Source organism: Humibacillus sp. DSM 29435, from assembly GCF_001758225.1.
Lineage (GTDB): Bacteria > Actinomycetota > Actinomycetes > Actinomycetales > Dermatophilaceae > DSM-29435.
This window is the reverse complement of sequence record NZ_MAST01000033.1, coordinates 1-14,688: the sequence shown is the minus strand read 5'-3', so window position 1 is coordinate 14,688 and position 14,688 is coordinate 1. Positions and strand designations below refer to the sequence as shown.

13 protein-coding genes and 1 tRNA gene are annotated in these 14,688 nt (G+C 70.0%); 10 read left to right on the top strand and 4 right to left on the bottom strand.

What is annotated here, in order from left to right; genetic code table 11:
- Together BA895_RS16290 and aceE are read right to left on the bottom strand one after the other, a co-directional pair.
- The coding region (locus BA895_RS16290) for a helix-turn-helix domain-containing protein (protein WP_139142725.1) at positions 1 to 241 on the bottom strand (241 nt) is incomplete at its 3' end.
- Between the two features lie 280 nt (positions 242 to 521).
- On the bottom strand, positions 522 to 3,293 hold the full coding sequence (gene aceE / locus BA895_RS16285; RefSeq protein ID WP_070192948.1) for a pyruvate dehydrogenase (acetyl-transferring), homodimeric type: 2,772 nt from the start codon (positions 3,291 to 3,293) through the stop codon (positions 522 to 524).
- 352 nt (positions 3,294 to 3,645) lie between these two features.
- Between aceE and BA895_RS16280 the strand changes: the two genes are divergently transcribed.
- The 9 genes from BA895_RS16280 (at position 3,646) to BA895_RS16240 (ending at position 11,103) form a co-directional block, all read left to right on the top strand.
- Complete coding sequence (locus BA895_RS16280; protein WP_083283456.1) at positions 3,646 to 4,074, top strand: DUF3052 domain-containing protein; 429 nt, start codon at positions 3,646 to 3,648, stop codon at positions 4,072 to 4,074.
- Between the two features lie 26 nt (positions 4,075 to 4,100).
- A complete protein-coding gene (locus tag BA895_RS16275; protein ID WP_083283455.1) occupies positions 4,101 to 4,637 on the top strand; it encodes a peroxiredoxin in 537 nt (178 codons plus the stop codon).
- 115 nt (positions 4,638 to 4,752) lie between these two features.
- Positions 4,753 to 4,825: transfer RNA gene (locus tag BA895_RS16270), tRNA-Val, on the top strand.
- A gap of 13 nt (positions 4,826 to 4,838) precedes the next feature.
- Positions 4,839 to 5,714 carry a Nif3-like dinuclear metal center hexameric protein gene (locus tag BA895_RS16265; RefSeq protein ID WP_175442355.1) on the top strand — a complete coding sequence of 292 codons (876 nt, stop codon included), beginning with the start codon at positions 4,839 to 4,841 and terminating at the stop codon, positions 5,712 to 5,714.
- Positions 5,715 to 5,832: 118 nt separating this feature from the next.
- Complete coding sequence (locus BA895_RS16260; protein ID WP_371327728.1) at positions 5,833 to 6,444, top strand: zinc ribbon domain-containing protein; 612 nt, start codon at positions 5,833 to 5,835, stop codon at positions 6,442 to 6,444.
- Positions 6,441 to 7,478: a reverse transcriptase-like protein gene (locus BA895_RS16255; protein ID WP_254666513.1), complete on the top strand. Its 1,038-nt coding sequence runs from the start codon at positions 6,441 to 6,443 to the stop codon at positions 7,476 to 7,478. The genes BA895_RS16260 and BA895_RS16255 overlap by 4 nt, the downstream gene beginning before the upstream one ends.
- 25 nt (positions 7,479 to 7,503) lie before the next feature.
- Positions 7,504 to 7,917, top strand: coding sequence for a rhodanese-like domain-containing protein (locus BA895_RS16250; RefSeq protein WP_070192940.1), 414 nt, complete (start codon positions 7,504 to 7,506; stop codon positions 7,915 to 7,917).
- Positions 7,914 to 9,107: an O-succinylhomoserine sulfhydrylase gene (locus BA895_RS16245; protein ID WP_070192939.1), complete on the top strand. Its 1,194-nt coding sequence runs from the start codon at positions 7,914 to 7,916 to the stop codon at positions 9,105 to 9,107. The genes BA895_RS16250 and BA895_RS16245 overlap by 4 nt, the downstream gene beginning before the upstream one ends.
- Before the next feature lie 310 nt (positions 9,108 to 9,417).
- Positions 9,418 to 11,103, top strand: coding sequence for a CocE/NonD family hydrolase (locus BA895_RS16240; RefSeq protein ID WP_083283452.1), 1,686 nt, complete (start codon positions 9,418 to 9,420; stop codon positions 11,101 to 11,103).
- 84 nt (positions 11,104 to 11,187) lie between these two features.
- Here the strand turns inward: BA895_RS16240 and BA895_RS16235 are convergent, their stop codons facing one another.
- Together BA895_RS16235 and BA895_RS16230 are read right to left on the bottom strand one after the other, a co-directional pair.
- Positions 11,188 to 12,279, bottom strand: a complete 1,092-nt coding sequence (locus BA895_RS16235; protein WP_070192938.1) for an SLC13 family permease — start codon at positions 12,277 to 12,279, stop codon at positions 11,188 to 11,190.
- 33 nt (positions 12,280 to 12,312) lie between these two features.
- Positions 12,313 to 13,062, bottom strand: a complete 750-nt coding sequence (locus BA895_RS16230; protein ID WP_070192937.1) for a YaaA family protein — start codon at positions 13,060 to 13,062, stop codon at positions 12,313 to 12,315.
- Between the two features lie 80 nt (positions 13,063 to 13,142).
- Between BA895_RS16230 and BA895_RS16225 the strand changes: the two genes are divergently transcribed.
- Positions 13,143 to 14,582, top strand: coding sequence for an RNB domain-containing ribonuclease (locus BA895_RS16225; protein WP_070192942.1), 1,440 nt, complete (start codon positions 13,143 to 13,145; stop codon positions 14,580 to 14,582).
- Positions 14,583 to 14,688 lie beyond the last annotated feature (106 nt).

Genomic DNA, 14,688 nt, shown 5'->3' with positions numbered 1-14,688 from the left:
ACCCCATAATCCGCCGTTCGGTGCGCCGGTCCAGCTGCCGCGGGCACGACGTGGGCCGGCTCGAGCGGTCCACCATGGCGGCCTCGCCATGCTGGCGGTACCGACCGGCCCAGCGCGCGGCCGTGGTGACCGAGACGTTGAACCGGTCCGCGGCCCGCCGCAGGGGCCACCCGTCATCGACGATGCACCGGGCCAGGCGAAGGCGCCCGGTCGGGGTCAGTGGGGCGTTAGCGTGGGACATGAAGACCTCCGTGGTGGGTGTGTTGCCGTCAGACAGCTCCACCCCACCCCGGGGGTCTTCCTCATGTCCAGTACCGAACCCGTGTCACCAACGTCCGTGGTCAGTACAGCTAGGTCGCAGTCACCGTGCACGACCGGGGTCAGCGGCGCCGGAGCGCTCCGGCGCCAGTGAGTGCGGGCACCGTCGGTGCGGCCTCTTCACCCTGGGGGATGCCGCTGAGCCCGCCTCTCGAGGAGAAGCGGGCTCAGCGGCATCCGGGCCGATGACGGGTTGGCGTCGGTCAGCTCTCGCCGCCCGCGTTGCCCGACGTGCCGGCGGTCACGTCGTCGAGGCGGTACTTGTCGGCGGCCTTGGCCGGCAGGTCGGCGTCGACCTTGCCCTCCTTGGCGAGCATCTGCAGCGTGCGCACCGCGACCGACGGGCCGTCGATGTGGAAGAACCGCCGGGCAGCCGGGCGGGTGTCGCTGAAGCCGAAGCCGTCGGCGCCGAGCGACGCGAACGGGCCGGGCACCCAGGGCTGGATCTGGTCCTGCACCGCGCGCATGTAGTCGGACACGGCGATGACCGGGCCCTCGGCGTTCTTCAGGCACTGGGTGACCCAGGGCACGATGGGCTCCTCGTCGGGAGAGAGGAACTCCTGCTCGTCGGCGGCGAGGCCGTCGCGGCGCAGCTCGTTCCACGAGGTGACCGACCACACGTCGGCCGCCACGCCCCAGTCGTCGGCGAGCAGCTGCTGCGCCTCGAGAGCCCACGGCACGCCGACCCCAGACCCGAGGAGCTGTGCGCGGGGCGCCTCGTGCTGCCAGCCCTCGGTGTCGGTCGAGGCGATCCGGTGCATGCCCTTGATGATGCCCTCCACGTCGACGTCGTCGGGCTCCTTCGGCTGGATCATCGGCTCGTTGTAGACCGTGAGGTAGTAGATGTGGTTGGCCCGTTCGAGCGTGGTGTCGGGGCCGTACATCTCGGCCAGACCGTGCTGCATGATGTGGGCGATCTCGTAGACGTAGGCCGGGTCGTAGTGCCGCACCGCGGTGTTGGTCGAGGCGAGCAACGGGCTGTGGCCGTCGGCGTGCTGCAGACCCTCGCCGGTCAGCGTCGTGCGCCCGGCCGTGGCCCCGATGAGGAACCCGCGCGTCATCTGGTCGGTCGCCGCCCAGATGAAGTCACCGGTGCGCTGGAAGCCGAACATCGAGTAGAAGACGTAGATCGGGATCATCGGCTCGCCGTGCGTCGCGTACGACGTGCCGACCGCCGTGAACGCCGCCACCGAGCCCGCCTCGTTGATACCGAGGTGCAGGATGTGCCCGTCGGTCGCCTCTCGGTAGGCCAGCATCAGCTCGTTGTCGACCGGCGTGTAGTTCTGCCCGTGGGGGTTGTAGATCTTGATCGTCGGGAAGAACGCGTCGATGCCGAAGGTGCGGGCCTCGTCGGGAATGATGGGCACGATGCGCTGGCCGATTCCCTTGTCGCGCAACAGGTCTTTGAGCAGACGTACGAAGGCCATCGTGGTGGCGACCTCCTGCTTGCCCGAGCCCTTCTTCACCTGGGCGTAGACCTCGTCGCCGGGCAGGGTGAGCGGCTCGAAGTCGACGCGACGGCTCGGCAGGGTGCCGCCGAGCTTGCGACGCCGGTCGACCGAGTACTTCACCACGGGGCTGTCGGCGCCGGGGTGGTAGTACGGCGGGCGGTAGGGGTCGGCCTCGAGCTGCTCGTCGCTGATCGGTATGCGCAGGCTGTCGCGGAAGCCCTTCAGGTCATCGAGCGTCATCTTCTTCATCTGGTGCGTCGCGTTGCGCCCGGCGAAGTGGCTGCCGAGCCCGTAGCCCTTGATCGTCTTGGCGAGGATGACGGTCGGCTGGCCGGTGTGCTCCATGGCCGCCTTGTAGGCCGCGTACACCTTGCGGTAGTCGTGCCCACCACGCTTGAGGTCCCAGTAGATCGACTCGTCGGTCCAGTTCTCGACCATCTTGGCGGTGCGCGGGTCGCGTCCGAAGAAGTGGTCGCGCACGTACTTGCCGTCGTTGGCGCGGAAGGTCTGGTAGTCGCCGTCGTTGGTGTCGTTCATGATGTGCACGAGCGCGCCGTCGCGGTCGGCAGCGAGCAGGGGGTCCCAGCCGCGGCCCCAGACGACCTTGATGACGTTCCAGCCCGCACCGCGGAAGAACGCCTCGAGCTCCTGGATGATCTTGCCGTTGCCGCGCACCGGGCCGTCGAGCCGCTGCAGGTTGCAGTTGATGACGAAGGTGAGGTTGTCCAGCTCTTCGTTGGTCGCCCACTGCAGAGCGCCACGCGACTCAACCTCGTCCATCTCGCCGTCGCCGAGAAAGGCCCAGACGTGCTGCTGGCTGGTGTCCTTCAGGCCACGGTTCTGCATGTACTTGTTGAACTGGGCCTGGTAGATGGCGTTCATCGGGCCGATGCCCATCGAGACCGTCGGGAACTCCCAGTAGCTGGGCAGCAGCCGGGGGTGGGGGTAGCTCGGCACGGCCTCGATCTTGCCGTCGACGAGGTGGCTCTTCTCCTGCCGGAAACCGTCGAGCTGCGCCTCGGAGAGGTGGCCCTCGAGGAAGCTACGGGCGTACATGCCGGGGGAGGCGTGGCCCTGGAAGAACACCTGGTCGCCGCCGCCGGGGTGGTCCTTGCCGCGGAAGAAGTGGTTCATGCCCACCTCGTAGAGCGTCGCGGCGCTCGCGTAGGTGGAGATGTGGCCGCCGACCCCGATGCCCGGACGCTGGGCCCGGTGCACCATGATCGCCGCGTTCCACCGCACGTAGCGACGGAACTCGCGTTCGACATCCTCGTCGCCCGGGAACCACGGCTCGCGTTCGGGACCGATGGTGTTGATGTAGTCGGTCGCCGTCAGCGAGGGCACCCCGACCTGCTTCTCACGCGCCCGCTGGATCAGCTTGAGCATGATGTAGCGGGCGCGCGTGCGACCCTTCTCGTCGAGCACGGCATCGAGCGAGTCGAGCCACTCCTGCGTCTCGTCGGGGTCGATGTCCGGAAGCTGACTGGGGATGCCGTTGAGGATCGGTCCGCCCTGGGATGCCACGTCGTGGGTCCTTTCTCTTCGCGACGCCGCGTCGTTCGACCGGTCGGTCACGACGCTGCTTCCTCCATCCTCCACCAAAGCCCGACAGTCGTCACGAAGGGGTCCGTGGGCCTGGGCAAAGTGCTTTTGCGGGCCCGATCGAGGCCGGTCGGGGTGGCTGGGTCGACCCGGTCGCACCGCTGCGGCCCCGCCGCCGATACCGTGGGTGTCACTCGGGAGGTGACATCGGCTTTCGCCGTGCGCCCCCACCGGGGGGGCTTTGACCACGAGAGCGCAGATCGAGATCGTGATCGTGTCCGTGAGATCCCTCCCCGACCGTCGGTGGAGGAGCTGGGCAGAAGGGCTGGTGCACGTGAGCGAGACCGGTAGTGCGCCGGGAGCGGCGGCGGCCCTGCTCAAGCTCGGCTTCGCCAAGGGACAGATCGTCCAGGAGTTCGGCTACGACGCAGACGTCGACAACGACCTCCGCTTCGACATCGAGGACGTCGTGGGGGCCGACCTCGAGGACGAGGACTTCAAGGACGGAGCCGACGGCGTCGTCATCTGGTATCGCGACGGTGACGACGACCTCGTCGACCTGATGGTCGACGGTCTCACCAAGCTCTTCGACCAGGGGTACGTCGTGTTGCTGACCCCCAAGGCCGGCCGAGCCGGGCACGTCGATGCCAGCGAGGTCGAGGAGGCGGCTTCGACCGCCGGCCTCCAGACCGGGGGGCAGGTCGCCATCTCGCACGACTGGGTCGCCATCCGACTGATGCCGCCGAAGGGGCCTCGGCGCTGAGCCCCGGTCACTGGCAGAATGGGGTCATGACCCCGATGCAGGTGCGTGAAGCCGTCGACTGTTCCCCTGTCGTCGGAACGCCGGCGCCCGGCTTCACGCTCGCCGACCAGTACGGCGGCCAGGTGAGCCTGCGCGACGTGCGCGGCCGCAAGAACGCGGTCGTCGTGTTCTACCCGTTCGCGTTCTCGGGCATCTGCACGGGCGAGCTGCGCGAGATCCGTGACGGTCTCGAGGACTTCCAGGACGACGACATCCAGGTGTTCACCGTCTCGTGCGACCCGATGTTCGCGCTGCGCACCTGGGCTGACGCCGAGGGGCACTTCTTCCCGTTGCTCTCCGACTTCTGGCCGCACGGCGAGGTGGCCCGTGCCTACGGCGTGTTCAACGACCATGACGGCTCGGCCCGGCGCGGCACCTTCCTGATCGACCGCGCCGGCACCATCGTGTGGTCTGAGGTCAAGGATGCCGGCGTGCGTCGTGACTTCTCCGAGTACCGGGCCGCGCTGGCGGCGCTGCGCCGAACGACGTCGGCTCCCGAGCCCGCGGGGTCGCTGCTCTTCTGACCGGGGGACGCCGGCGTGGGCGGTGGTGGGCGGTGGTGGGCGGTGGTGGTGACCGACCGGCCCGACGGGCTGGCACAATGACGGCACTCCCTGCGCCTGGCGTGCGGAGCAGTTGGGGCCTGTAGCTCAGTTGGTAGAGCACCGCGTTTACACCGCGGGGGTCGTCGGTTCGAGCCCGGCCGGGCCCACGTGGATCACCTGGTGCTGAGCGACGTCGTCGCGGCTCTCGACGACCTCTACCCGCCGGCCAGCGCTGCCGCCTGGGACCGCGTGGGTCTCGTCGCGGGTGATCTCGACCGTCCCGTGCGGCGGGTCCTGTTCGCTGTCGACCCCACCCTCGCTGTCATCGACGAGGCGGTGGCCTGGGACGCCGACCTGCTGGTCACCCACCACCCGCTGCTGCTGCACGGCATCCACTCGGTGGCGACGACGAGCGCGAAGGGGGCGGCCGTCACCCGCCTCGTCGAGAACAGGGTCGCCCTGTTCGTGGCCCACACGAACGCTGACGTCGCGCAACCGGGCGTCTCGTCGGTGCTCGCGGACGCCCTCGGGCTAACCGACCAGCGACCCCTGTCGACACTGGAGGGCAGGGATGGGCGACCGTATGCCGCGGGCCGGGTGGGCACGCTGGCCGCCACGTCGTCACTGGCCGAGTTCGCGGACCGGCTGGCAAAGGTCCTGCCGGCCACAGCGGGCGGCATCCGGGTCAGCGGCGACCCTGACGCCCCGGTGCGGGTCGTGGCCGTCATGGGCGGCGCCGGTGACGACCGGTTCGAGCAGGCGCGTGAGGTCGGCGCCGACGTCTACGTGACCGCCGACCTTCGTCACCACCCGGTTCTCGAGGCTCGAGAGGAGTCGGCCGGTGGCCCTCCCTATCTGGTCGACGCGGGTCACTGGGCCACGGAGTCGCTGTGGCTGGTGAGTGTGCGCGACCGACTGCAGGCGGCCCTGAAGGAGATCACGACACCACCGGCTAGGGTCGCAACGAGAATCTCTGTCGTTCGCACCGAGCCGTGGACCTTCGTGGTCGGCGCGAACGTCGCCACGCCGTCACCGGAGGTGCCCCCTGAAAGCTGACCCGTCGCGCCAGTGGCGTCTGCTCGACCTGCAGGCCATCGACTCGCGTCTCGACCAGATCATTTACGCCCGCGCGCACCTGCCGCACACGCAGGCTCTCGCGAAGGCTCGGGCCGACTTGTCGTCGCTCGAGACCGCCATCGTCAACGCCCGCACCGCGGCCGACGACGTACAGGGCGAGCTCGGCAAGTCGGAGCAGGACGTGCAGCTCGTGCGTGACCGCGCGGCACGCAACCAGCAGCGACTGGATGCCGGTCAGGGCACGCCCAAAGACCTCCAGGCCCTGCAGCACGAGCTCACCTCGCTCGCCCGTCGCCAGGGCGACCTCGAAGACATCGAGATCGAGGTGATGGAGCGGGCCGAGTCGCTCGCCGCCAAGGTCACGACGCTCCAACAGCAGCATGCAGAGCTGGCCGAGAGCGTCGATGTGCTGCAGCGTGAGCTCGACGAGGCCCTGCGCACCTTCGACGACGAGGCCACCCAGGTGGCGTCCGGTCGGGCCGACATCGTGGCCGGCGTCGGCGACGAGCTGGTCGCCCTCTACGAGAAGATCCGTCTCTCGAGCGGTGGCCTCGCCGCAGCCGAGATCAAGCACCGTCAGTGTGGCGGCTGTCGTCTCGAGCTGAACAACGTCGACCTCAACCGCATCCGCATCGCGCCGGAGGACGAGGTCGTGCGCTGCGAGGAATGCCGACGCATCATGATCCGCACCGGCGAGTCGGGTCTGTGACCCGAGCGGTTTCCGGTAGCGCGACGACCCACGGAGCCGGAGCGGACCGTCGGCTCGTCATCGAGGCCGACGGCGGCTCCCGGGGCAACCCGGGGGTGGCCGGCTACGGAGCCCTGGTTCGCGAGGCGACCAGCGGAGAGGTGCTGGTCGAGCTCGCCGAGCCGCTCGGCAAGGCCAGCAACAACGTGGCCGAGTACTCCGGGTTGATCGCCGGCCTGCGCGCAGTGCTCGACATCGACGCCGCGGCCGCGGTCGTGGCGCGGATGGACTCCAAGCTCGTCGTGGAGCAGATGGCGGGGCGCTGGAAGATCAAGCACGAGGACATGCGCCGGCTCGCCCTCGAAGCGCGTGAGCTGTGCTCCGAGATCAGCGCGGCCGGTGGGTCGGTCGACTTCGAGTGGATCCCGCGCGAGAAGAACAAGGCTGCCGATGCACTGAGCAACGAGGCCATGGACGGCAACTCGGTGCACCGGGTGCCGATCGGAGCCGATGAGCCGGCCGACGAGCCAGCTGAGAAGCCGGCTGAGGCGCCGGCTGAGGCGCCGGCTGAGGGGAGCCCGGGCGCCGAGCCCGTTGCCGACGACGGAGCGATGGCGCGGGTGGCACTGCGACTGCTGCTCGTGCAGGAGCCCGCCGACCCCTCAGACGCCCCCCGTGTTGCGCAGGCCGTGCGGCGCCTCGTCGGTGACGACGGGCGCCTGGTGTCGGGCGCTGTTGCCGCAGAGTCGGTTTCAGCCTTGGCAGAAGAGCTTGGATGCTCCCTGGAGCACCAGGGCGGCTGGTCGGCGCCCAGTGGACAGGGCGCCGATGTGGGCGTGCGCGCGGCGTACGAAAAGCTGGCCAGGCGGGGTGGGACCGTCGTCGTGGTCACCACCCGCCGAGGGGTGCTGACGGTGGTGGGGGAGGTGCTCGGCATTCCGGACGACCGGTTCTGGGCGCTGGCCACGGCCCCGGGCAGCCTGAGCGGGGTGGAGGTCTGGCCAGACGGCACCGCCTCGGTCGCTTTCACCAACCGGACCGACCACCTCGGCTGAGCGCCGCTGTGCGATATTCGCTGTCATGACGTATGCCGGTGACGTGACTCCCGACGAGGCCTGGGTCGCCCTGCGCGACCAGCCGGATGCCGTGCTCGTGGACGTGCGCACGCGAGCCGAGTGGGCGTACGTCGGTCTACCGGACCTAGGCGTCATCGGCAAGGACGTCGTGCAGGTGGAGTGGCAGAGCTACCCCGACGGGGGCGTGAACGACCTGTTCACCAGCGACCTCGAGGACGCGGGTGTCGCCCACGACCAGTCCGTCTACTTTCTCTGCCGGTCTGGAGTGCGCTCGATCGCGGCCGCCGAGGCCGCCACCCGTGACGGCTGGGCCCAGGCGTACAACGTGCTGGAGGGCTTCGAGGGGCCACCCGACGACCGGCGGCACCGCTCGGTGGCGGGGTGGAAGGTCACGGGCCTGCCGTGGGTGCAGGGATGACCGAGGTGGGCGACATGGCCCCCGACCAGTGGCGGCCCGATACCGTTGCCGTGCGGGCAGGACTGTCCCGCAGCCAGTTCCAGGAGACGTCCGAGGCGCTCTACCTGACGTCGGGCTTCATCTACCCGACCGCGGAGGACGCAGAGGCGGCCTTCAAGGGAGACGTCGACCGCTTCATCTACTCGCGCTACGGCAACCCGACCGTGACGATGTTCCAGGAGCGGCTACGCCGCCTCGAGGGCGCCGAAGCCTGCTTCGCTACGGGGTCGGGGATGTCGGCGGTGTTCGTCGCTCTGGCCGCCCTGCTCGGGCAGGGTGACCGGGTCGTGTCCTCTCGGGCGCTGTTCGGCTCGTGCTTCGTGATCCTCGACGAGATCCTGCCGCGGTGGGGGGTCGAGACCGTCTTCGTCGACGGCGGTGACCTCGACGCCTGGCGGGAGGCGCTGGCCCAGCCCACTACCGCGGTCTTCTTCGAGACGCCGAGCAACCCCATGCAGGAGCTGGTCGACATCCAGGCCGTCAGCGACCTGGCCCACGCGGCGGGCGCGCAGGTGGTGGTCGACAACGTGTTCGGCACGCCGGTGTTCAGCAAGCCCTTCGAGTTCGGCGCTGACATCGTCGTCTACTCGGCGACGAAGCACATCGACGGCCAGGGGCGCACGCTCGGCGGCGCGGTGCTCGGCTCGAAAGAGTTCATCGACGGCCCGGTTCAGAACCTGATGCGCCACACGGGCCCCGCCATGTCGCCGTTCAACGCCTGGGTGCTCGTCAAGGGGCTCGAGACGTTGTCGCTGCGGGTAGAGCGGATGGCGGCCAGCGCGCTGGAGGTAGCCCACGTGCTCGAGTCACACCCGTTGGTCAAGCGAGTCGTGCACCCGTTCCTCGAGTCCCACCCGCAGCACGAGCTCGCCAAGCGACAGATGTCCGGTGGGGGCACGGTCGTCACGTTCGAGCTCGACGGCGGCAAGGCCGAGGCGTTCGCCATGATGAACGCCCTCGAGATCATCGAGATCAGCAACAACCTCGGCGACAGCAAGTCGCTCGTCACCCATCCCGCCACGACGACCCACCGACGCCTCACGCCCGAGGCCCGGGCGGCCGTGGGCATCACCGACGGGGTGCTGCGGGTCTCGGTCGGTCTCGAGGACGTGCGCGACCTCGTCGCCGACCTGACGCGCGCCCTCGCCTGACGGTCGAGGGCAGGTCAGAGGTCGACGCGGATCGGACCGTGGCGGGGTTGCGGTGGCGGGTGCCGCCTGGTGGCCGCGGGGATCGGACCGTGGCGGGGTTGCGGTGGCGGGTGTCGCTTGGTGGCCGCGGGGATCGGACCGTGGCGGGGTTGCGGTGGCGGATGTCGCTTGGTGGCCGCGGGGATCGGACCGTGGCGGGGTGTTCAGAGTGTGAACCGGGGTCCGGGGCGCGGTCGCTGCTGACGCGCGCCCTGGGTTAGGTTTCCGGCATCCGGTGTCGTGCCGGTGGAGCGAGACGGCGAAGAGGACGATGACGATGGCCCTGACCGACGAACGTGGACTGCAGACGGCGGGGCGGCTCTCGCTCGGGCAGCGGCTCCGGTACCGACAGCTCTGCCAGGGCCTGCCCCGGGTGCGCACCGGCGGCGTGCTCGTAGAACGCGATGTTCCGGTGCGGATGAGTGACGGCACGATGCTGCTCACCGACCACTGGGCGCCGGCCGGGCAGCACCTCGACAAGCCGGTGCTGCTGACCCGCACCCCGTACGGTCGCGACGGGTTCGGCGCCGAGGCCAGGCTCTTCGCCGAACGCGGCCACCACGTCGTGGTGCAGAGCTGCCGAGGGCACTTCGGCTCGGGCGGCTCGTTCGACCCGTTCTTCACCGAGGCCGACGACGGGCTCGACTGCGTGGCGTGGCTGGAGGAGCAACCGTGGTTCACGGGCCGCATCCACACCTACGGGTTCAGCTACGTCGGGCTGACCCAGTGGGCGCTGACCCGCGACACCCCGGCATCCGTCGAGGCGATGGTCATCGGCATCTCGGCCCGCTCGTTCCTGCGCTCGATCATCCACCACCGCGGCGGCTTCGGCATGGAGACCGCGGTCGTCTGGAACCTGCTGCTCGACAGCATGGAGGACACCCTGCTGCGCCAGGCCGGGCGGCAGCTGCGCGGGCGTCGCGGCGTTCCGCGAGGGGCTGACGAGATCCCGCCCACGCGGGCGGTGGAGACCGCCACCGGCTCGGACTCCCCGTTCTTCCAGGACTGGCTCGCCCACGGCGGCGAGGACCCCTGGTGGCAGCCGGTCGACTTTGCCAGCGATCCGGCGACCGTGCCTCCGCTCGTGCTCGTGGCCGGCTGGTACGACCTCTTCGGACACTCCCAGGTCGAGGATTTCATCGCTCTCGCGGCGGCCGGGCGACCGGTGCGACTCGTCGCCGGGCCCTGGACCCACATCTCGCAGGGCATCTCGCCGGTCGCCGTGCAGGAGTCGCTGCGTCAGCTGGCCGAGGTGGAGGCGGCGCACGCGGCGCCGCCCGTGCGGATCAAGCCCATCGGGTCGTCGCGATGGCTGACGTTGCCCACCTGGCCTCCCGCGGGACGCGCCCACACCTATCACCTGCACCCGGGCGGCGCGCTGCGTGACGACGCGCCCGCGGACGCGTCGCACGCCGGCTACCGCTACGACCCGGCCGACCCGACTCCGATGGTCGGCGGTCGCTCGCTCAACCCGTGGTCGGCCGGTCGCAAGCGGCAGCGCGAGCGTGAGCGTCGCGCCGACGTGCTCTGCTGGACGAGCGAGCCACTGGCCGGCGACACGCTCGTGGCGGGTGAGGTCGTCGCCGACGTCGTGCTGTCGTCGAGCAACCCGACCGTCGACCTGTTCGTGCGCCTGTGCGAGGTCGACGGCAGGGGCCGGTCGTGGAACATCGCCGACGGGTACGCCCGGGCGGTCGACGACGGCGCGGCCGAGCGCGGGGTCATGGGGAGCCCGCGTCATCATGAGGTGCGCCTCGGTGCCACCGCCGCGCTCGTGCGGCGTGGTCACCGGCTCCGTCTGCAGGTCTCCAGTGGCGCCCACCCCCTGCACCTGCGCAACTCCGGCAACGCCGACGGAGTGCGTGACTTCAGCCGACTCGTGCCGAGTGACCAGACGGTGCACCTCGGGCCGTCGGGGACATCTGTGGTGGTCCCTATGGCCGATCACCCGGTGTGACGCCATGGTCTGACCAGCGCGTGGCGCGGCTTACCGGAGTCTCGGATGCCGGTCGGCTCGGCGAGCTGGCGTGGCCCCCACCGCTCACGTCCGCGCGGCCAGGGCGACAGTCGCGCCCGTCACCACGACGACTGCGCACACCAGCCCGGTCACGGCGATGCGGCCCGCCGAGACGCGCACACCGGACGCTCGGCACCGTTGTGCCCACAGAATCGTGGCGAGGGAGCCCCACACCGTCACGATGGGCCCGGCGTTGACCCCGACGAGCAGGGCGGCGAGACGCACCGGCGAGGTGTCGGCGGTGACCTCGAGGGCGAGGTACGCCGGGAGGTTGTTGATGCCGTTCGAGGTGAGGGCGCCGATCGACGAGAGTTTTAGCAGGGCCGGCAGCGAGTCGCCCTCTCCTACCACGTCGGTGAGCCATGGTCCGAGGCCCGCACGCAGGGCGAGGTCGACGACGACGAAGAGTACGGCCACGCCCAGGGCGGCCCGCCAGGGCACGCTGACGCGTCGCAGCAGCTCCGGCGCCCGCCGGGCCGTGACCAGCACGAGCACGACGGCGGCGATGCCGGCGGGCCAGGCTGGGGGGATGCCCGCCACGAAGGCGGGCCCGAGGGCGGCAGCGACAAGGGCGGAGACGATCATCAGCGGGCGGTCATGGGGCTCGGCTCGTGGAGGCGTCGAGTAGCGTCCGGTCAGGTCGCGTCGGTGCAGCAGCCACAGCAGGGCCACCGTGAGCACGATCGCGGTCAGGGCGGGCGCCCACATGAGCCTGACGTAGTCGACAACCGTGACGTTCAGCTGTGAGAACCGTTGCAGGGCCAACAGGTTCGTGAGGTTCGACACCGGCAGCAGCAGCGAGGCCGTGTTCGCCAACCAGAGGGTCGCCATGGCGAAGGGAAGGGGCGCCGCCCCCACCTGGCTCGCGACCGCGATGGCCACCGGGGTGAGCAGCACCGCCGTGGTGTCGAGGCTGAGCAGGATGGTGCAGACGCAGGCCAGCGCCACGACGAGCCCCCAGAGCACGAGCACCCGGCCCCGGGCGATCCGAGCGGCGTAGTGCGCTGCCTCGTCGAACACCCCTGACACGTCACAGATCTCGGCCACGACCGTGATGGCGATGAGAAACGCCAGCACGGGCAGCACCCGCTCAGCGAGCTGTGCCGGGTCAGTCACCGCACGCCGTTCTCGAGGTCGCCGTCAGGTCGCTCACGTGCGTTCGTTGACCGCGAGCGTCCACGGGCGTCCTGGCCGAACCGGCTCCGACAGCTCGACGAGGAACCGCTCGCTCAGGCGTTCGGTGAGGTCGATCAGGGTGCGCGGCGCCGACCCCGAGACCAGCTCGCGGGTGACCAGCCCGCGGGTGTACTTGGCCATGTGTGAGGCCCCCGGCACCTTGATGTGCACCCACCCTTGCGCCAGGGCTCCACTGGGTCGCCACAGCGAGGCGTAGGTGTCTGAGCGGCAGTCGACGACCAGCTCCCGTGGCCGCACCGCCGGGTCGAGAGCCGCAGCGAGAAGCGGCCGCCACGCGCGTGCGAGGTAGCCGGCGTGCGGCAGCGTGCTGCAGACATCCACGCGGTAGGCAGGGATGCGGTCGGTGAGGCGCAGCGCGCCGAACAGCGCCGAGACGACCACGACCTGCCGGTTGGCGCGCCGGACGGATGCCGGGTCGAGGGTGGGGTGGTCGAGGGCCTGGTAGAGCACCCCTGAGTAGACCCGCACGGCCGCCGCCGCCGGGGCGGTGTGCAGCCGGGTGTTGCGCTCGATCTGGTCGGCCAGGTTGGGGTTGATGCCGAGCACCGAGGAGGCATCGGGCCGGCCGCTCGCCGCCACGACGTCGTCGACGACGGCCTCGCGCATCGCCGTGAGCTCGGGGAACGAGAGGGCGCCGAGGTCGAGGGAGCGGCCTCGTTTCGCGCCGGTCTTGCCCTCGGACGGCGGGAGGAGGATGAGCACGGGACCAGCCTATGCAGTTGGTCGCTGACCCTTGCGGAGTGCCCATCGCGACGGTTCGTTCGATGCGTAGGGTGGTCGTCATGGCGCGACGCAGCATTACCTACCGGGCACCCAGTAGCGACAAAGACCTGGGCTCCGAGCTCACGGCCCGCTTTGCCGCGATCCGCGAAGAGTTCAAGATCGCCCCTGAGTTTCCGCCGTCGGTGATCGAAGAGGCGAAGGATGCCGCTGACCGGGCCGACCTGCCAGACCGCGACGAGAGCGCGGTGCCGTTCGTCACCATCGACCCGGCCAGCTCGCAAGACCTCGACCAGGCGATGTTTCTCGAACGAGACGGCGACGGCTACCGGGTGCGCTACGCCATCGCCGACGTACCGGCCTTCGTGGCGGTCGGTGGCGCCATCGACCAGGAGGCGCGCAAGCGCGGTCAGACGGTGTACTGCCCCGACCTGCGGGTGCAGCTGCACCCGACCGAGCTCAGCGAAGGGGCGGCGAGCCTGCTGCCGGGGCAGGTGCGGCCGGCTTTCGTATGGGACATCGCCCTCGACGCCGATGCGAAGGCCACCACGGTCGACATCTATCGAGCCATGGTTCGCAGCGTGCGCCGCTACGACTACGTCGAGGTGCAACGGGTCGTCGACGACGGTAGCGGCGACGCAGGCCTGTTGCTGCTCAAGGAGATCGGCGAGAAGCGCATCGCTCTCGAGCAGCAGCGTGGCGGGGCGAGCCTGCCGATGCCCGAGCAGGAGGTCGACCAGGATGAGCAGGGCGGCTACGAGGTTTCGTTCCGGCCACTGGTGGCCGCCGAGGACTGGAACGCTCAGATTTCGCTTTTGGCGGGCATGGGCGCCGCCGACCTGATGCTGAAGGGAAAGGTGGGCATTCTGCGCACCATGCCGCCACCCGAGCAGCGCGGCCTCGACCGTTTTCGGCATCAGGTCGCCGCCGCCGGGGTCTCATGGCCCAAGGGCATGCGCTACGGCGAACTGCTGCACACCCTGAATGGTGAGAACCCGAAGCACTTGGCGCTGATTCACGAGGCCACCGCGCTGTTCAGAGGCGCCGGTTACACCCCGTTCGACGGTGAGGTGCCCGAGCAGCCTTTGCACGCAGCGGTGGCGGCCCCGTACGCCCACGTCACGGCGCCCCTGCGCCGACTCGTCGACCGCTTCGGCTTGGTCGTGTGCGAGGCCCTCGCGGCCGGCCGCGAGGTGCCCGGCTGGGTGCGCGAGGCACTGCCCACCCTGCCTGAGATCATGACCAGTTCCGACAGAATCGCCAACGGGGTTGACCGGGCCTGCACCGACGCGGTCGAGGCGGCCGAGCTACTGGCCTTCGTGGGGAGCGAGCAGGCAGCGGTGGTGGTCGACAGCAACGAAAAGGGTGTGGTCGTGCAGCTGACCGAGATCGGCGTGGTGGCGAAGGCGAAGGGCGTTGCCAAGCCGGGGGAGTCGGTTCGGGTGCGAGTCGTGGCCGCCGAGATCGCCACCGGCACCATCTCGCTTCTTCTTCTCCCCTGACGGCGCCCGACCGTAGACGTCTGTGCTGCCTGGCGATTTACGCCGTTGCGGCTAGGTGTACTGACCACGGACGTTGGTGACACGGGTTCGGTACTGGACATGAGGA